The 16733-nt window shown below is 41.4% G+C and carries 17 protein-coding genes and 1 pseudogene; 5 read left to right on the top strand and 13 right to left on the bottom strand.

Annotated elements, in window-relative coordinates; translation table 11 throughout:
* Nucleotides 1–46 precede the first annotated feature (46 nt).
* A complete protein-coding gene (locus ACMUMQ_RS06935) occupies nt 47–1498 on the bottom strand; it encodes an alkaline phosphatase family protein (RefSeq protein ID WP_414681278.1) in 1452 nt (483 codons plus the stop codon).
* Entirely contained in the window at nt 1495–2820 is a 1326-nt protein-coding gene (locus tag ACMUMQ_RS06930) for a flippase (RefSeq protein WP_414681277.1), read from the bottom strand. Before ACMUMQ_RS06930 ends, ACMUMQ_RS06935 begins: the two co-directional genes overlap by 4 nt.
* Before the next feature lie 372 nt (nt 2821–3192).
* On the opposite strand from ACMUMQ_RS06930, the gene ACMUMQ_RS06925 reads away from it, so the two are divergent.
* Nucleotides 3193–3318: a helix-turn-helix domain-containing protein gene (locus tag ACMUMQ_RS06925; RefSeq protein WP_414681276.1), complete on the top strand. Its 126-nt coding sequence runs from the start codon at nt 3193–3195 to the stop codon at nt 3316–3318.
* Nucleotides 3319–3396: 78 nt separating this feature from the next.
* Nucleotides 3397–3876: pseudogene (locus ACMUMQ_RS06920) on the top strand (IS30 family transposase); the annotation flags it as partial.
* Here ACMUMQ_RS06920 and ACMUMQ_RS06915 read toward each other — a convergent pair.
* From ACMUMQ_RS06915 to ACMUMQ_RS06905, 3 genes are all read right to left on the bottom strand, one after another.
* Nucleotides 3859–4107, bottom strand: a complete 249-nt coding sequence (locus ACMUMQ_RS06915; RefSeq protein ID WP_414681275.1) for a MarR family EPS-associated transcriptional regulator — start codon at nt 4105–4107, stop codon at nt 3859–3861. The pseudogene ACMUMQ_RS06920 and the gene ACMUMQ_RS06915 sit on opposite strands and share 18 nt — an antisense overlap.
* 211 nt (nt 4108–4318) lie before the next feature.
* The gene (locus tag ACMUMQ_RS06910) at nt 4319–4957 is read right to left on the bottom strand and encodes an RpiB/LacA/LacB family sugar-phosphate isomerase (RefSeq protein ID WP_414681274.1); all 639 of its coding nucleotides are present in this window, start codon (nt 4955–4957) and stop codon (nt 4319–4321) included.
* A gap of 96 nt (nt 4958–5053) precedes the next feature.
* Nucleotides 5054–5389 (bottom strand): cupin domain-containing protein, encoded by a 336-nt coding sequence (locus ACMUMQ_RS06905; protein WP_347984019.1) that lies wholly within the window; start codon nt 5387–5389, stop codon nt 5054–5056.
* A 193-nt stretch (nt 5390–5582) separates the two neighbouring features.
* Here ACMUMQ_RS06905 and ACMUMQ_RS06900 point away from each other — a divergent pair, with 193 nt between their 5' ends.
* Nucleotides 5583–6236, top strand: coding sequence for a hypothetical protein (locus tag ACMUMQ_RS06900; RefSeq protein ID WP_414681273.1), 654 nt, complete (start codon nt 5583–5585; stop codon nt 6234–6236).
* Nucleotides 6237–6278: 42 nt separating this feature from the next.
* Here the strand turns inward: ACMUMQ_RS06900 and hepT are convergent, their stop codons facing one another.
* The 5 genes from hepT to ACMUMQ_RS06875 all read right to left on the bottom strand — a co-directional run bounded on the left by hepT (nt 6279) and on the right by ACMUMQ_RS06875 (nt 11553).
* Entirely contained in the window at nt 6279–6707 is a 429-nt protein-coding gene (hepT, locus tag ACMUMQ_RS06895) for a type VII toxin-antitoxin system HepT family RNase toxin (RefSeq protein WP_414681272.1), read from the bottom strand.
* Nucleotides 6708–6717: 10 nt separating this feature from the next.
* Nucleotides 6718–7119 (bottom strand): type VII toxin-antitoxin system MntA family adenylyltransferase antitoxin, encoded by a 402-nt coding sequence (gene mntA / locus ACMUMQ_RS06890; protein ID WP_414681271.1) that lies wholly within the window; start codon nt 7117–7119, stop codon nt 6718–6720.
* A gap of 29 nt (nt 7120–7148) precedes the next feature.
* The gene (gene glmS / locus ACMUMQ_RS06885; RefSeq protein WP_414681270.1) at nt 7149–8975 is read right to left on the bottom strand and encodes a glutamine--fructose-6-phosphate transaminase (isomerizing); all 1827 of its coding nucleotides are present in this window, start codon (nt 8973–8975) and stop codon (nt 7149–7151) included.
* A 110-nt stretch (nt 8976–9085) separates the two neighbouring features.
* On the bottom strand, nt 9086–10447 hold the full coding sequence (gene glmU / locus ACMUMQ_RS06880; protein ID WP_414681269.1) for a bifunctional UDP-N-acetylglucosamine diphosphorylase/glucosamine-1-phosphate N-acetyltransferase GlmU: 1362 nt from the start codon (nt 10445–10447) through the stop codon (nt 9086–9088).
* A gap of 188 nt (nt 10448–10635) precedes the next feature.
* Nucleotides 10636–11553 (bottom strand): LysR family transcriptional regulator, encoded by a 918-nt coding sequence (locus ACMUMQ_RS06875; protein WP_414681268.1) that lies wholly within the window; start codon nt 11551–11553, stop codon nt 10636–10638.
* 166 nt (nt 11554–11719) lie between these two features.
* Between ACMUMQ_RS06875 and ACMUMQ_RS06870 the strand changes: the two genes are divergently transcribed.
* Complete coding sequence (locus tag ACMUMQ_RS06870) at nt 11720–12319, top strand: FMN-dependent NADH-azoreductase (RefSeq protein ID WP_414681267.1); 600 nt, start codon at nt 11720–11722, stop codon at nt 12317–12319.
* Nucleotides 12320–12409: 90 nt separating this feature from the next.
* Here ACMUMQ_RS06870 and ACMUMQ_RS06865 read toward each other — a convergent pair whose 3' ends face one another.
* Nucleotides 12410–14572: a Tex family protein gene (locus ACMUMQ_RS06865; RefSeq protein ID WP_414681266.1), complete on the bottom strand. Its 2163-nt coding sequence runs from the start codon at nt 14570–14572 to the stop codon at nt 12410–12412.
* A 360-nt stretch (nt 14573–14932) separates the two neighbouring features.
* Between ACMUMQ_RS06865 and ACMUMQ_RS06860 the strand changes: the two genes are divergently transcribed.
* Nucleotides 14933–15340 (top strand): H-NS histone family protein, encoded by a 408-nt coding sequence (locus tag ACMUMQ_RS06860; RefSeq protein WP_317002585.1) that lies wholly within the window; start codon nt 14933–14935, stop codon nt 15338–15340.
* Between the two features lie 72 nt (nt 15341–15412).
* Here ACMUMQ_RS06860 and trmB read toward each other — a convergent pair whose 3' ends face one another.
* Together trmB and ACMUMQ_RS06850 are read right to left on the bottom strand one after the other, a co-directional pair.
* The gene (trmB, locus tag ACMUMQ_RS06855; protein ID WP_414681265.1) at nt 15413–16141 is read right to left on the bottom strand and encodes a tRNA (guanosine(46)-N7)-methyltransferase TrmB; all 729 of its coding nucleotides are present in this window, start codon (nt 16139–16141) and stop codon (nt 15413–15415) included.
* Between the two features lie 174 nt (nt 16142–16315).
* Nucleotides 16316–16732 carry a DUF423 domain-containing protein gene (locus tag ACMUMQ_RS06850; RefSeq protein ID WP_414681264.1) on the bottom strand — a complete coding sequence of 139 codons (417 nt, stop codon included), beginning with the start codon at nt 16730–16732 and terminating at the stop codon, nt 16316–16318.
* Between the last annotated feature and the right edge of the window lies 1 nt (nt 16733).

Here is a 16733-nt window from a genome sequence, read left to right as displayed (position 1 = left end):
TTTCAATGTATTCCTCAAGGAAACCTATTCCCTTAAATAGAATAGTTTAAAATTTTGAAACAATATGTTGGTAAATCAAAGTCAAGTCAGTACCGTCTTTACTAGACCATTCATTATTCACGTTAACAGCTAAAGGGATATGCCCTTTTACTACGGTCCGAACACCTTTTTTAATATCTCGTAAATCAAGAGCTTCCTCAGGAATATCCGTCTTAACAATAAAGTCTTTAAATTTATTGTTTGTAAAATAGCCATCTGGACAATCTAAGATTATATCCGGAAATTTATAGGCAACGGGGGAGCTGCTTTGAGGTTTGATTTTCGCTGTTAATCCGTGCTGTAAAGCGAGTGGATGAGCATTAAAATGACGTACTATTCCTTCTGCTATTTTCTTAATCTCATCTGACTTAACTGGCCCACCAAAGCGAACTTCATCGTTAATGTAGATACCATGCTGACCGCTACTGAACGATTGACTAAAGGCTTGTGTTTTCTTGGGGTTAAATGGAACCATAGACTGATAAGCATTTTTTATTTTCTTACTTTTCTTCAGCTTCTCTTTCAGAGAATAAGGTACAAAATGCTTATAGGCTTTGATTATGTCTAATATACCTCTACGGCTTTTATCATTAGTTTGGTAACCTTTCTCAATGAGAAATGCATTCGCATTCACCGAATATCTATTAGTAACCATCGAATGGTCAGATACCAGCAACACTTCTGCTTCATTGTAAGTCTCAACCAAAGCTCTGACATTCCCATCAAGCTCGCGATAAAATACTTCAGACTGCTTAATGTAGTCCTGATTTACTCCCCCTCTTCCTAAAGAGAGTTTTTCAAGCTCAGAAACCAACATAGTTTCAGTAGTCACAGTGGATGACCTATAAACTACAAAACCAAAATCGACTTCGAACTCACTTGACAATTGAATAAATGCTTGTGTACGTTTTTCATTTTTTTGCCTTAATCGAGCAAAAAAATCGGCAGGAGCATACAACCCTTTTTCATCCAGAAGCGTTGGCCTTCTTTCATCAAGAATGTATCCCATATCTCGCAACCTAGCCGCAAGAGCTGATGGGTGACACTGCACAGGAGATACATCTTGTGATATCGGCCCGCCACCGCCGCCACCTGAAACTAAAAACCCATCAACTTCAGGAGCTGGAAACGTTGTTGGTACATTCATAATACCAACTTTATAACCCTTCTCATTTAAAACTTGCCAAAGAGGTTTAACTTGTTTCCCCAGTCCAGGCACATCACTAATCTTAAAAGCTTCTGTCCAATCCAGCCCCCCTTTGGCAGTTGGGCCTTCATATAGACCACCAGTATCTAAAGCATGTTTACCTGTGACAATCTCAGACCACCCTCGACTAATTAGATCTTCTTTCAACTCCAATTTTTGACCTTTATCGAGAAGAGACTTGATAAAAGGCGTCCAACCTCTATCAAAAGTCTCTAAACATACTCCATCCATACCAATTACTAACATTTTCATAAAAATTTCCTTTTGCTATATCCTAAAGCAGAGCTTTCTATAGAGAGACGCTTCTGCACAGCTTTATGTAATATAAAATTCCAAATTACTAAAGAGGTGCTAGTAGCAATTGCCGCACCTTCCATTCCCCACTGAGGAATTAATAAAAAATTCAATAAAACATTTACCAAGATAGAAATACCCAGACCGCGTACCGTGTCGTGCTCATGTCCAGTCATATTTAGCAGAGCACTAACAGAACCAAATGCGGCATTAATAAGCTGACCAATAACTAAAATTGATAATGCTAAGGACCCCGATTCATATTGGTAACCAAAGACCCATTCCATAAAAGGTCCACCAAAAAACATCAATATTAACGCAGGTGGAAGCGACAGAATCAGAATACCTCTTGCACTCAATGTAACCAGTCGCTGCAATTTTTGCATTTCGTTTAATTTATACATTCGTGCAAAGTACGGATGGAGAACTTGATTGATCGCTTGCAACCCAAAGACCACCAACAAAGCAATTTGAGACACAGCCCGATAAATTCCTACTTCCTCGTCCAGACTGAATACACCTAAGATAATAAGATCGGCATAATTATTAATAAGGTGTAGGCCAGTTATCATCGCAAGGGGAATAATAGCTTTACGCCAAACTGCGCTTTCATAATGCAGTTTAGTAACGAACCCAAGCTCTTTTGGTTTTAATTTTGATAAAATCAACGATACAATAATTAATGAACAGGCCACAGCAATAACATGCATCCCCATCACTAATTCTGCAGAGTAAGACACATTCAATTCTGACGTGAAAAAATATCCGCAGACCATACCGAGAAGAATAATTGGTCGAAGAAAAGCATCTGGCAACTGCCCAATAACCACCCTGCGCAAACCTCTAAGACATGCACCTTGCACAACAGTCAGCGCCATCAATGGAATCAAAGCAACTCCAGTTACAATTATTGCCAAACGTCCTACATTATCTTCCAACTGCATAAGCAGAACTGTGATCACTATGGCAAACAGAAAGCCAAGTGCAGAAAAACCCATAACAGCTAAGTTCCCCCAACGCCATAATCCGCGCATCAATGCCCAGTCTTGACTAGCTTGAGCCTTAGCGGTCTCTCTCACTATCAGCTGTGGAACCCCTACCTGAGCAGGTATAGCCACCAACATCAAAATAGCAAAGGCAAATGAGTATGAACCATATTCAGATGGCCCCATAAATCTTGCTAGAACAACTGCCAAAACAAAAGACAGACCTGCTCGCACCACATTAACAAGTAAACTACCTATGCTACCAGTTAAAAGCTGTTTACGTTGCTTACACACTAACTTACCCTCATAAAATAAACACACTAGACCACACTAGACCACACTATAAAAATTTCATAAATTGAATAGTATGATTTCAATACTTTGTAAGGCCTTTAAGGTAGCACCCATTTTTTACTTCCACATCTATCAAACTACATTTCTCTTATAACGCTTCACTTCTTCTCGAAGCTGCTTAACTTCTTTTTCAAGTTCGTCATACTCTTTCAGTTTTCATTTAAGAAAGCGTTGTGTAAGTAATACTCTCTCTATGGACGCCCTGTGGGGTAAATAGGCGCAAATTCAGATAATATCATGGTTGAGTAGGTGGCGAGAGATCAACTACCCATAGGTGGTATTCTAACGTCGCCAAACAATTAGTGCATTACCATGAGCTATAAGCAGTTGATCGAAGGACAACGATATCAGATTCAAGCCTATCTGAGCCAACATTTAAGTTACAGGGAGATTGGCAGGCGACTTAACGTAGCCATTCCAGCATCAGTCGGGAGTTAAAACGGCATACTATCAATGGCACTTATGAGCCAAATGTCGCACAACGCCGTGCTCAACATCGACGACACTGTGCTTGAGATAGTAGATAGCAAACAACGTTTTGGTGACCGGGAGGTCGATACCGTTTTAGGAAAGCAAGGTACTGGAGCGATTGTTAGCTTGGTTGAGCGGAAGAGTAAGATGTACTTAATCCGTAAAGTGCCCAAGAAAAGTACTGAAGATGTGTGTCGAGCGGTTGGTGCTATGCTGTGGCGCTATCGTCGTCACGTACATACGATTACCGCAGATAACGGAACAGAGTTTTGTGCTCATGAAAGCATTGCTCAAAAACTGAAGGCCGATGTGTATTTTGCTAACCCTTACGCTTCTTGGGAGCGCGGCTTAAATGAAAACTTTAACGGCCTGCTGAGGCAATATATCCCCAAGGGAACCGATCTTAGGACAGTGACAGATGAAGAGATTGCGAAGGTTCAAGGATCGCTAAATCTGAGGCCAAGGAAGTGCCTTGGCTATAGACAACCTGCGGTTGTGTTCGACGAACTACGAAGTGCAGCATAATTTAGGGAGTGGTGCACTTCGGAGTTGAATTCGCGGGTACAAATACTTCACTTTATTAGTGTTGTTTTTAAAGTTTTCGGTTTTAATTAAGCCTTTTTCAATTAATACTTTTAAGCAAAAGTTAGCCTTTCCTAAGCTAATACCTAAGCGTCTTGCCAACTCTCGTTGGCTTATATCTGGATTCTTCTGCACCTCTTTGAGAATTTTGTAACGATCTTCCTCTGTTAGCACCGACACTCACCTTTAAATTAGCTTAACGAATTAATTGAAAGACACTGTCACTCTATCGCGTTCAATGAATGAACAATATTAGGTTAAGGGTTTTAGAAATGCAAAAATGTATTGGAGATGTCCCGTAAATTTTTTATCTAAAGATGGAAAAAATAACTGAGAAGTAAGAGCTCTCTCTTGCGTTTTTTTGCGGAAAGAGCTCAGAGAGGGGTTAACCTAATAAGCTTTTAACGTAAGCTTCGATTTCTGGGCTTTGGTTATTTTCAAAGAAACATTGCTGAAAACGCTCGCCAGATACCGCTGTTCGAACCAGTTCTTGGTCGATGGCTTTTAATGTATCTAGGTAGTTTTCTTTGATAACAGCCGTTTTCACATCGTTAAGGATGCTCGCATTGCGAACTTGTGGTTCTTTACGTTCTTGAGGATAGCCTTCACCACGAGGGCCGCTGAAGGCTTTTTCAAAGATATAACGCACATTGAGCTCGGCGCCCCAGCCGTAGCCTTTTGCAAAGGCTAGAGCTAAAGCGTTGCCGTTATTAATTTGGTTAAACAAGAAAGCATCGGAAGGTTCAAGGCAGTAACCGCACACAACACCAGGGTGAACATTTAGAGACATCATTGCGCCTTGTCCTGTTCCACAACCTGCCACGACAAAATCTACTGCTTTAGAATTCAGTAAGATACTTGCCATGATGCCCAAGTGAATATAGGTAAGGTGGTGATCATTACTATCACTCATTCCTACATTGTGAACATCGTGATTAAGAGGAAGCGCTACTGTATTAAGTTGCTCTAACACCACGGCATTTTTATCTGCCTGGCTATTTTCCATCATGAGTGCGATTTTCATAACTGTCTCCGAGTTTTTATGTTTATTAGAGAGATGGTAAAAATAATTTCCTAGGTCATCTTAAGACCTTTGTACCTGAAAGCACAAAGAAAAATCTTAATAACCTTTTGTTTCTAGGAAATCTTTACGCATTGGAGTGAAGTTATCAATCAATATACCTTTTTCAATGCACTTACAGCCATGCATGATATTTGGCACTTTATAGATGGTGTCACCCTCTTGCACAAGTCGAGTGTCATCACCAACGGTAAATTCGAATTTACCAGACTTAACGTAAGTTAATTGCTCATGAGGATGGTTGTGCATTGGCGCAACGGTGCCTGTTTCAAAGTGAACTTCTACAGTCATAATGTTCTCAGAATACTGCATCACTTTACGTGATAAACCGCCGCCCAAATCTTCAAGTTCTACGTCTTTATTAAATGAAAACATAATTGTTACTTACCCTGTGAATTTAATGTTAATACTATAACAGGCCTCCAAAATAGCATTCAAGATTTAATGGGGCTTACAGAGGCATATTGACTATTTCTCAAACACTTTTTCAAAGTTCATTGGAGCACTGATAATCATTATCAAAGACACGATACTATTAAGCTGATTTTTATTTAGACAGGACGATTAAATGAAACCTTTACTCTTTTTCCTCACCCTACTTTTTAATATGGAGTTGCACTCTCAAAACTTAACCATGGCCACGGTGACGCCATTGAAGTTATCCAAACAAGAACTCCTTTCTTTACCACTAAGTGATCTAAAATCCATTGAGAAGTCACTTCTAAGCCAATACTCTGTGATGACAAAGTACATTGAACTCACAAACGACAAGGTGATTAAGAAACCCTACATAAAGATTTCTTACAATAAGACAAGTTACATAGACAACATTTTAAGCGCGCAAAAGTGGATTAATACCAATACCGATACAGTGAACAACACCATTAAGGTTGCTGTGTCCAAATCTCAGCCTGTAAAGATTTTTATCTCTAAAACAACACTCAAAGATGATGCATACGAATGTGAAGCCTTACCTATTCTAATTAACATGCACCTTGGTGAAATCCATCGCTACGCTCTGTCTTGTGATACTGGCAACAGAACCAAACCTCAACTAGAAACTACGTTAATTCTAGGTTATTCGTTGAACTATAAGCTCAAGAGCCTAAACACAAAGATTCTGGATGTTGATCCTCTATCAGATGATCCAAAAACCATTCAAATGAGTTTAGAAAACACAAACAAGATTGATTTGAACGCGACTATTAGTCTTAGAAATTAATAGTCACACAAAAAAGCTTGATATTGATTTAAATGGGATGTTCTATGATATTTGCTTTTCTAGAGCGGTGAGCCCTTTTTCAATGAAGCTAAAAATATCAGTGAAGTAGGTGTTTGAAACAGTGGAACGGATGATTTCAGGATCTATGTTTAGGTAATCGTGAACCAGCGCATTTCTTAAGCCGATGACTTTGCGCCAATTTCTCAGTTCGTCTAATGTCAGCTGCCCGTTCTGAGAAAGTCGCTCAAAAGACAAATAGGCTTCTGCAGAACTCCTACCTGTCATAGGTTTAGCCCAATGCTTGGCCACCCCAATGGCGGTTTCGATACTGACTTGAAGATTTCGTTCACAGGCGCGGTATTCAAACGTCGATAAGTTACGTTCTTGAAGTATTTTACTGAGCTCTTCTAGTTTCCATTGATAGTTTTGCACGTTGGAGCGAACTGAAGACATATAATATAAATCTGCCATGAATATCGCCTTAGTTATATTTTGAGTGGTACAGATAGTCTAATTCAGCTTTCGACATAATAATGCCTTCCGCGACATATCGTGCACTGTGATCACCACAGTATAGAAGTTTTCCTGATATAGCGTTCATGGCCAATGGGACGGGGGCGACTTGAATATCGATGACACTGATGTCCCGCTCTTCTAATTCAAGCTCTTTCACCCAACTCAGAGCAAGCAGCTCAGGGCGTAAGCGACGCTCTAGAGGATCGTTTACGCGACTGAGAAAAAGCACGGCCAGGTCGTAGTCGCTGCTTTTATGGGAAGTCCCCTTCGAGCGGGAACCATATAACCATAATGCAGCAACATCACGATCACGAGACGCAAGATTTATGAGCTCGGTTAAAACAGGTTCTTTATTCAATTCACCCAATTATAAATTCCCACATTTTTATGCTGCCTCTATTCCACCGTAACCGATTTCGCTAGATTTCTAGGCTGATCTACGTCTGTGCCTTTCACGACGGCGACATGATAAGACAATAACTGCAATGGAATAGTATGAACAATTGGCTCCAAAATGCTGTCAACTTTTGGCACTTCTGTGAAGATAATGTTGTCTTCACTATGAAGGTCTGTGCCTTTATCTGCGAATACGTATAACTCACCGCCGCGCGCTGCGACTTCTTGTAGGTTAGATTTTAACTTATCTAACATATCGTTATGAGGAACAAGGGCGATAATTGGCATATTTTCATCCACTAAAGCCAAAGGCCCATGTTTTAGCTCTCCTGCTGGGTAAGCTTCGGCATGGATATAAGAAATCTCTTTTAGCTTCAAAGAGCCTTCCAGAGCAATTGGAAACATGGTTCCGCGCCCTAAGAACAAGGCGTTATGCTTGTTGGCAAAGCGATCTGCAACTTTTTTGATATGCGCATCTTCTGCTAAAGCTGCGTTCACATAAGCAGGAAGAGAGCGCATCGCTTGAACCAACTCTTTTTCTTTCTCTGAGGACAAGCCATTTTCAACCGCAATCGCGACGCTAGTAATCAACAAAGCCGTTAGCTGTGTGGTGAAAGCTTTTGTCGATGCTACGCCAATTTCTGGGCCAGCATTAGTCAGCAAAGTAAGTGCTGACTCACGTACAAGCGTACTCGATGGTACGTTACAGATAGCTAAAGTGGTCAAGTAATCAAGCTCTTTCGCCATGCGCAAGGCCGCTAGAGTATCAGCCGTTTCGCCCGATTGAGACAAGGTTAAAAACAAGGTTTTCTTTGGTACAGCTACTTTACGGTAGCGATATTCGCTGGCCACTTCGACGCTGCACGGCAATCCAGCAAGGTCTTCGATCCAATATTTCGCCACCATTCCAGCGTGATAACTGGTACCACAAGCAACGATATGGACGTTTTCTATGTCTTTTAAAAAGGCAGAGTCTGCACCAAAGCAACTGGTTAATACTTTACTTTCACTGATGCGACCTTCCAAACAAGCGCTGATAACTTTTGGTTGCTCGTAGATTTCTTTCATCATGTAATGACGAAATTCGCCTTTATCTGTAGCGTCTACACTGTGATTAAACACGCTAACAGGACGATCTTGCACTTCGCCTTTGTCGTTATAAATGGTGACTTGATCACGAGTAACATCAACTACATCACCTTCTTCTAGGAAGATAAATTGGTCTGTCACATGCAACAATGCAAGCTGATCTGATGCGACGAAGTTCTCTTCAATACCAACACCAACAACAAGCGGACTACCTTTTCGTGCTGCAATAAAACGTTCGTTGTCGTCATTTTGCACCACGCCAATAGCAAATGCGCCTTCTAACTTTTCCAAGCTAGCTTGAACTGCCTTCAATAAACTTGGCTCTGTTTTGAGTGCATCATGAATAAGGTGAACGATAACTTCTGTGTCCGTTTCAGACTTAAATTCATAGCCTTTTGCTTTAAGCTCGCGACGCAACGGTTCGTGGTTTTCAATAATTCCGTTATGTACTAACGCAAGATTATCACCCGAAAAGTGAGGGTGAGCATTGGCTTCTGTTGGTTTGCCATGAGTCGCCCAACGGGTATGAGCAATACCGATTTTTCCATCTAAAGGCTGTACTGCAAACTTATCTTTTAAAGCTTGTACTTTACCAACCGCTCGGTGTGAAAAAACACCATTCTCGTTGTTAATCGCCACGCCTGATGAGTCGTAACCACGGTATTCAAGACGACTAAGACCTTCGATTAAAATCTTTGATACATTACGGCGCGCTATAGCACCCACTATTCCGCACATGGGAGAATCCTTCTTTGAGTTCACAAAAAGGGGTCAGATCCCTTAAAAAATAGAGTTTTCATTTGATTTAATAGTATTCATTTAAGGGATCTGACCCCTTTTTACATCCGTTATTTCTTAACAGGACGAGGCCAATTATCTTTGTTTGTTTGGCGCGCTCTGGCGAAAGCTAATTGCTTCTCGCTAACAGCTTTTGTAATGGTTGAGCCTGCAGCAATGGTGGCACCTTCAGCAACTTGCACTGGCGCGACTAATGATGTGTTCGAACCGATAAAGACGTTATCGGCCACTTGAGTCAGATGTTTATTCACCCCGTCGTAGTTACAAGTGATAGTGCCTGCACCTACATTTACATTGGCGCCCATTTCTGTGTCACCGATATAACTCAGATGATTCACCTTACTACCTTCACCGATAAGCGCTTTTTTGGTTTCAACAAAGTTGCCTATTTTGGCTTTATTCGCTAATTGGGTGCCAGGACGCAAGCGAGCGAATGGACCAATGTCACAGGCTTCGCCCACTTGGCTCTCATCAATTAAAGTATTGCTTTTGATAATGGTATTGTCGCCAATGGAGCAATCTTTTAAGTGGCAGTTTGGTCCAATTTCTACGCCATTCCCCAACACAACCTTGCCTTCAAAAACACAATTCACATCTATGATGACATCTTGTCCTGTGATTAATTCGCCACGTACGTCAATGCGAGATGGGTCCAATAAAGTCGCGCCATTTTGCATTAGCGTAATAGCTTGCTGGCTCTGCAATTCACGCTCTAAGGCCGCCAATTGCACTCGGTCGTTTACACCTGCCACTTCGGCTTCGTTTTCTGGGTTAACCGTAACGATCTCGACGCCATCTCGCGCCGCCATAGCAATAATATCAGTTAAGTAATATTCGCCTTGAGCATTATCATTGGTTAAGCTCGCTAGCCAAGTTTGCAAATGGTTATTTGGAGCAAGCAAAATACCAGTATTAACTTCTTTGATCGCTAATTCATTTTCTGAAGCGTCTTTTTGTTCAACAATGGCGGTTACTTTGCCAGTTTCATCACGCACGATACGGCCATAACCGATTGGATTATCCAAAGAAATGGTAAGTAAAACTAATGTGTTTGGTGTCGACAAAGCCGACATTTTTTCGAGAGTGCTGGCACGAATCAAAGGCACATCGCCATAAAGCGTTAAAGTCGCTCCGTCTGCTTGCAAAAAAGGCGCGACGCGACGTAATGCGTCACCAGTTCCTTGCGGGTCATTTTGCCAAACCACATTGGCTGAAAAATCCTGACAATTGGCTTCGACTTGCTCACCTTGATGACCGACGACAAGATGCAATTTCGCATTGGTAAGGGTACTTGCTGTGGCTAATACGCGGTTTACCATAGGTACACCGCCAACTTTGTGAAGTACTTTTGAGAAGCTTGATTTCATTCGGCTACCCTTTCCGGCAGCAAGAATTACTATGTCCTGAGTCATGAAACGTCCTTGTGTTGGCGTTTGAAAATAAGAATAAAATTAGAATAGTCGCTATTAAATCGTTTTCGCCAAAACACCACAAGCTAACTTGTCACAAAAAAAATGACAATTTTTAATAAAACCTCATAAGCTGATGATTTTTAGTAATTCTAAAGACAGAAAGTAAAAAAATTGTCAGAAAGAATCTTCTAAATTCCGCCACTAACACTTGGTTTAGGACAGACATTACATTCAGCCTGTAACAGATCAACCAGTAATCTCGTAGCCGGTCCTGTGCGCTCACCTTTTCCGAAAATAGCGTAAAGATAAAAGTTGCGATCACCACCTGAAACAAGATCTAACTTTTTTAATTTGCCGCTATTAAGTTCATCGAAAATATCAGCCTTAGGCAACCAAGCAAAGCCGATTCCACTGACGACAATTTCCAGAGCTGATTGCACGCTAGACACAGTCCAACGTCGTTCAGTACCAAGCCAACCCACATCCACTGAGCTCTCTACGGCGGAATCTCTAATGACAAGCTGCAATTCATGGCTTAAACGTTCGTTATTAATTGGACCTTCTTCTTGAAATAGAAGGTGATCTGGAGAAGCCACCGCCATCATTTCCACTTCTACAATAGGATCAGCGAGATAGCCTTTTGGAACAATAGAGCTGAGCACCAAGTCAGGGTTACCAAGAGTGAGAGCTTCCGTTCCACCACTTAACACCACCTCTCGTAGCTGCACTTGAGTACCTTGGCTTTGTGGTTCAAAGGCTTTTAATGCGCGCAGTAACGCAGGTGTCGGGAAAACTTGGTCAACTACCAACTCTAACTCTGGCTCCCAACCTTGCCCTAACGTATGAGCCAGCTGTTCTAATTCCACAGCTTCTTTTAACAAATGACGAGAGCGGCGCAACAATACTTCGCCTCTTTCCGTTAACTGCGCTTTACGGCCTTCAATGCTTAATAAAGGATAACCTAACTGCTCTTGCAGCTTTGCCACTGTGTAACTCACAGAAGATTGGCTTTTATGCAACGCCTCTGCCGCTTGAGCAAAACCACCTTTATCGACGACAGACTGCAATACTCGCCATTGTTCCAATGTAACTCTAGGGACTTTCAATGTTTATTTCCTTCTGACGCGGGCATAAGACTCCTTTAAAAATATCGCATTTTTCGATACTTATCCTCTAAAAAATTCGCTTTTTTATCTAATAAACTAATCATAGGATATAAACACCTTAAAACATCGAGCTGATCAAGCTCACATCTGCTACGGAGAATTTTCAATGGCTACTTTATTACGTATTGATTCCAGCGCTTCTGGAGATAATTCAAAGTCTCGTCAGCTAGCAAACGAATTTGTTGGAAAATGGTTACAAAACAACCCAGATGGCAAAGTCGTGACACGCGATGTGGATGCAAACCCACTACCTCATTTCACTAATGAAACCTTGGGGGCGTTATTCACTCCAGAAGAAAGTCGTTCTGAAGAGCAGAAAGCCATTGTTGCGATAGGTGATGACTTGATCGACGAGATTGAATCAGCTGATCTTGTAACAATATCAGCGCCTATGTATAACTTCGGGATTCCTTCAACCCTGAAATCATACTTTGATTATATTGCTCGTGCAGGCCGTACGTTTAAATACACTGAAACTGGCCCTGTTGGTTTGTTAAACAAAAGCGCTTATGTATTTGTTGCCAGTGGCAGCTTCCTAGCAGATTCTCCAATGGATCACCAAGTTCCTTACCTCAATACGTTTTTAGGTTTTGTTGGTATTGAAGTGCAACAAACGTTTGTTGCTGGCGGGCAAGCAATGGGCGAAGTTGGTGAAGAAGCCTTTAACAAAGCGAAGGCACAAATTGCAGAAATTACTGTCTCGTAACTGCCTGCACTAATAAAATTAAGCGCAATCCAACAAGGTCTCGCATCTTATTGGATTGCCTTCTTATCCCACCATCTAACCCGTGTGAACTTATAAACCGTTGGCTTTTAGGCCGATACGTTTACGTCTTACATCCACTTCTAACACTGTCACACTAACGACTTGGCCAACACGCACAAGGTCTCTTGGGTCTTTTACAAATCTATCAGCCAGTTGAGATATGTGAATAAGCCCATCTTGATGAACCCCCAAATCCACAAAGGCACCAAATGCGGCCACGTTCGTCACGACACCTTCTAATGTCATACCTTCTTGCAGGTCTTCAAGTGTCTGTATGCTTTGATCAAAAGCCGCATAGCGAAACTCAGGGCGCGGATCTCGACCGGGCTTGGCCAGTTCATTCAAGATATCTGTATAGGTGAAATCGCCTGCCTGTGCGAAGCTAGGAGCAAGCTGTTTCAGCTGCTGCAAAGCGCCGCTGTTGTTTAGTAACTCGTTGGCTTTTAACGCGAGATGATCGGCCATATTTCGCACCAATGGATAAGATTCAGGGTGCACACCAGACTCATCGAGAGGCTCTTTACCATTGAGAATACGAAGAAAACCCGCGCATTGCTCGAAGCATTTATCGCCAATGCCTTTGATTTTTCGTAATTCCGCCCGAGACTCAATACGGCCTTTTTGCTGTCTATAGTCCACGATGTTTTGCGCTATTCGATTCGTTAAGCCTGAAACATAAGAAAGCAAAGACACAGACGCCAAGTTAATATCCACACCAACTCGGTTTACACAGTCCTCAACGACATTTCCTAACGACTTACTAAGTTGAGTCGCTTTGACATCATGCTGATACTGTCCAACACCAATGGCTTGCGGGTCGATTTTAACAAGTTCAGCCAGTGGGTCTTGGAAGCGACGTGCAATGGAAATTGCTCCTCGAATAGTGACATCCAAATCAGGGAACTCTTGTATCGCAATAGGAGAGGCCGAATACACGGACGCACCTGCTTCACTAACCACAATCGCTCGGCAATCTAAATCTGCCTGTGCGATCAGCTCTTTCATGAGTGTTTCTGTTTCACGAGATGCCGTTCCGTTGCCTATGGCGACCCAGCCAATTTCGTACTGCTTAATAAGCTTGGTTAATAATGCGCACGCTTCTTGCGTGCGATTTTGCGGCCCATGAGGATAAATAACGCCATGATCTAACAAGTTACCTTGTTCATCGATAACAGCCAATTTCACACCATTTCGAAAACCTGGATCCATTCCTAGAACTCGAAAAGCGCCTGCTGGCGCAGCCATTAATAAATCCTGAAGGTTGTTTGCAAAAACTTGAATAGCGCCTTCTTCTGCTCTCTCTTTTAATTGTGCTAATACATCACTCTCTAGTTTGGCGAGGAGCTTATGTTCCCATATGATATTTAAATAACGCCATTGAACAGAGCTAAGGTTGTGGGTTATTTGAGCACTCGTGTCTAATAATTGACTCAGATGAGGAAAAATAAGGCTTCTTGGATAACCTGCCTCGCCCATTAAATGAATGCTTAATTTTAATATGGTTTCTTTCTTTCCGCGAAGTAATGCTAAAACCCTATGATCTGGTACTTTTTTGACAGGTTCTTGATATTCAAAGTAATCTCGGTATTTTTCGCCCTGCTCTTTTTTTCCTCGTAAAACTCGGCTGCATAATTGCCCATTGTTTAAAAGCTCGATTCTACCTTGCTTTAAAACCTCACTATCACTTGAAACTGCTTCGCTCAATATTTCAACAACACCTTCTAAAGCGGCTTCAGGTGTTATATTCACATTATGCTTACGTAGCCATGCCTGCACCGCAGATGTGCTGTCTGTATAGTCTCCAGACCAAATAGCCAATGCCAAAGGGTACAACCCTTTATCCTTAGCATCATCCGCTTTACTTTTTCGGGTTTTCTTGAAAGGTGCGTATAAATCTTCTAATTCATTTTTTGTTTTCGCATTTCGGATTTTTTGTTTTATCTGTTCTGATACAGAAGATTCTTTTACTAATAAGCCAAGAATACTTTCTTTGCGCTTATTTAATTCAACAAGATATTGCCATTTATCATAAAAAGAACGTAAATCCATATCACTCATGCCACCGGTACTTTCTTTTCTGTATCTGGCGATGAAAGGAACCGTTGATCCCTCCTCAAACAATTGAATGATGTTGTCACTGTATTTCTTTGAAATGGAAAAATCGGCACTCAGTTCTTTTGATATAGCATCCATTAATTGTCCTATTGTTTACACTTTTATGGCGTTTAAAACACATTTTTTCATTAGCATGTTGAGAATTTTTTCATTAGAATTATTTAATGGAATTATGAAAAACCATAATGTCATGCAACATTATAAAATCATACTAAAATGCACTGATAGTAATTTAAGTATCTTTCAAAATTAAGAGTTCATATTATAACCAACAGACAATATTTAATTTGTCTGACTTATAAGCTCTTGCCTGAATACTACCGTTTTATACAATCGGTTAAAAAAGTTTTAGGGTTGAATTTTAACACTTTTTACTGAGCATAAGGGATCTCTTCGGTGCAGGGTAGTACCCATTTTAAAGATAACTAGGAGAAATCAATGAGTTTATTATTAGAGTTAGCTGGCAACAAAGCAAAAGCTCGAGCGGCCGCTAAAGAACTAACTATTCCACAACTTGAAAACCTCATTGAAGGTTTTACAAATGCGCTAGAAAAAGCAAAAGCGGAAGAAGCAGCACTAGCAGCGGAGCAAGCAGCAAAATCAGCTCGTGCAGAAGAAATTGCAGCGCTAATCGCAAGCAGCGGTTTAACAATGGAAGAAGTAGCGTTATTAAGCGTTCCAAAAGCAAAGAAAGCAGGCGCTACAAAAGGAAAAACTGTTGCACCTAAATACCGTCTTGTTGTTGATGGCGAAACACACGAATGGACTGGCCGTGGCCGTACTCCTAAAGTATTCCAAGAATACTTTAACGCAGGCAATAGCCGTAAGAGTGTTGAAATCAAATAATTCACACTTTTATTGTTCGCATAAAAAATGGCGCATTTTAAATGCGCCATTTTTTTATCTCACGATCTACTCTTAGTTCATATTTTTTGTATAAATCAAATCCCAAACACCGTGCCCTAAACGCTCACCACGCTGTTCAAACTTTGTCAGTGGTCGCCATTCTGGGCGAGGGTGATATTCTCCTTTCCCTGCTGCGTTTGTGTAATTAACTTGTGCTTCCATCACTTCCATCATGTGTTCGGCATAAGGTTGCCAGTCGGTTGCCATATGAAAGCTGCCACCTTCTTTTAATACATTCGCTACTTGTTGAGCAAACAAAGGTTGAACGATTCGACGTTTGTTGTGCTTTTTCTTATGCCAAGGGTCTGGAAAGAATAATTGAAAACCACTGGCCGTTTTTTCAGGCAAACATTTTGCCATTACTTCAATAGCATCATCACAGTAAACTCGAAGGTTAGTCACGCCTTCTTCAGCAGCTAACATCATCAATTTAGCAACACCAGGAGGATGCACTTCGATGCCAATAAAGTCTTTCTCTGGGGCATTTTTCGCCATTTCGACCAAAGACGCGCCCATACCAAAACCAACTTCGATCACCACATCGGATTCACGACCAAAGACGTCTAGATAATCAACTCGACCATTTTCAAGTTCCAAACCATAGACAGCCCAATTCGTGTCATAGTTTTTTTGCTGCCCTTCCGTCATACGACCACCGCGGACAACAAAACTACGGATAGTACGTTTTTTAAAAGGTTCTTTTTCGGTCGCTTCTTGGCTTTCTGTTTTTTGCTCTGACATGTTTTTGTATCGCTTCGTTTGTTCTCTATTAATAAGCCAAGCAATTAACTGCTTATTAGGCCTAATCGATGATTGTTCGTCTACATTGTTTAAATAATTGGCGCGCTATCCTACCTGAAAAACTGAATCCTGTCCTTCTTTGTCTACATCACATTAAGGAAGGTTAAACACCTTCTACGGCTTTTTATAACGCCATAGACTCCAGACTAAATAAAACCAAGCAATCACATAACAGGTTCCGCCCAAAGGCGTGACAGCCCCCAATATACGAAAGTCGGTTAGCGACATGATGTATAAGCTTCCTGCGAATAAAATATTACCCACAAAGAAGAAGCGTAAAATTGTTTTGAGAGAAGGTAAATAATGCAACAGAGAGGAAGCGATTAAACCTGCTAAGGCGTGATACATAAGATATTGGCTGCCTGTATGCCACCAGCCCAATGCGCTAGCGTCCAAAGCATCTGCTAGAGCATGAGCGCCGAAAGCGCCTGCGGCGACAGAAAGAGCGGCTTGGAAGGCAAATGCCGCAGACCATTTTGTATAAGAAGTAGCGGTATGTTTTTCTACAGATGGATACTCAGGCGCCGACATA

The organism is Marinomonas algae, assembly GCF_047525555.1.
GTDB lineage: Bacteria > Pseudomonadota > Gammaproteobacteria > Pseudomonadales > Marinomonadaceae > Marinomonas.
This window is presented reverse-complemented; position numbering and strand designations above follow the sequence as displayed.

Excerpts from the sequence above, each read along its gene's own strand:
- ACMUMQ_RS06935 (WP_414681278.1), bottom strand. The coding sequence starts at position 1,498 with ATGAAAATGTTAGTAATTGGTATGGATGGAGTATGTTTAGAGACTTTT.
- ACMUMQ_RS06925 (WP_414681276.1), top strand. The coding sequence starts at position 3,193 with ATGAGCTATAAGCAGTTGATCGAAGGACAACGATATCAGATTCAAGCC.
- ACMUMQ_RS06910 (WP_414681274.1), bottom strand. The coding sequence starts at position 4,957 with ATGAAAATCGCACTCATGATGGAAAATAGCCAGGCAGATAAAAATGCC.
- ACMUMQ_RS06905 (WP_347984019.1), bottom strand. The coding sequence starts at position 5,389 with ATGTTTTCATTTAATAAAGACGTAGAACTTGAAGATTTGGGCGGCGGT.
- ACMUMQ_RS06900 (WP_414681273.1), top strand. The coding sequence starts at position 5,583 with ATGAAACCTTTACTCTTTTTCCTCACCCTACTTTTTAATATGGAGTTG.
- hepT (WP_414681272.1), bottom strand. The coding sequence starts at position 6,707 with ATGGCAGATTTATATTATATGTCTTCAGTTCGCTCCAACGTGCAAAAC.
- glmS (WP_414681270.1), bottom strand. The coding sequence starts at position 8,975 with ATGTGCGGAATAGTGGGTGCTATAGCGCGCCGTAATGTATCAAAGATT.
- glmU (WP_414681269.1), bottom strand. The coding sequence starts at position 10,447 with ATGACTCAGGACATAGTAATTCTTGCTGCCGGAAAGGGTAGCCGAATG.
- ACMUMQ_RS06870 (WP_414681267.1), top strand. The coding sequence starts at position 11,720 with ATGGCTACTTTATTACGTATTGATTCCAGCGCTTCTGGAGATAATTCA.
- ACMUMQ_RS06865 (WP_414681266.1), bottom strand. The coding sequence starts at position 14,572 with ATGGATGCTATATCAAAAGAACTGAGTGCCGATTTTTCCATTTCAAAG.
- ACMUMQ_RS06860 (WP_317002585.1), top strand. The coding sequence starts at position 14,933 with ATGAGTTTATTATTAGAGTTAGCTGGCAACAAAGCAAAAGCTCGAGCG.
- trmB (WP_414681265.1), bottom strand. The coding sequence starts at position 16,141 with ATGTCAGAGCAAAAAACAGAAAGCCAAGAAGCGACCGAAAAAGAACCT.
- ACMUMQ_RS06850 (WP_414681264.1), bottom strand. The coding sequence starts at position 16,732 with ATGTCGGCGCCTGAGTATCCATCTGTAGAAAAACATACCGCTACTTCT.